The sequence below is a fragment of the Arthrobacter sp. LAR12-1-1.1 genome (genome assembly GCF_040676555.1).
In the GTDB taxonomy this organism is placed as follows: domain Bacteria; phylum Actinomycetota; class Actinomycetes; order Actinomycetales; family Micrococcaceae; genus Arthrobacter.
This window is the reverse complement of sequence record NZ_JBEGIG010000048.1, coordinates 1-388: the sequence shown is the minus strand read 5'-3', so window position 1 is coordinate 388 and position 388 is coordinate 1. Positions and strand designations below refer to the sequence as shown.

The following is a 388-nucleotide window of genomic DNA, read 5'->3' as shown; positions in this document are numbered from 1 at the left end:
CGGGTTCTGGAAGACATTGGTCTCGGTCCGCGCACCGAACTGACCGACCATCAGGTCGGCACGCTCTGCGGTGTCCAAGTTGACGCCACGGTCACCTACCTCGGCACGATTCGTCCCGGTGGCACGGTCGCCGGCGCCGGAAACGGTTTCGTCGTCACCGCAAGCGGGCAGACTGCGACCTTCACCGGCCACGGCGTCGGTAGATTCACCGGTCCGGGCCAACTCACCTGGCGGGGTGCACTGTTCTACGAAACCACGTCAGACGAGTTGAGCAGCCTCAACGGGATCGCGGTCTTGTTCGAGTACCAGGTGGCCGACGGCAAGTCCGAAGGCCGCCTGTTCGAGTGGAAGTAGCGCTGCACGACTCGGAAACCGACCTGATGCCCCC

The 388-nt window shown here is 64.4% G+C and carries 1 protein-coding gene; it reads left to right on the top strand.

Annotated features, from left to right (window positions below):
- Positions 1–354: hypothetical protein (locus MRBLAR12_RS19920; protein WP_364747929.1), on the top strand; the 354-nt coding region annotated here is incomplete at its 5' end.
- Positions 355–388: the final 34 nt, after the last annotated feature.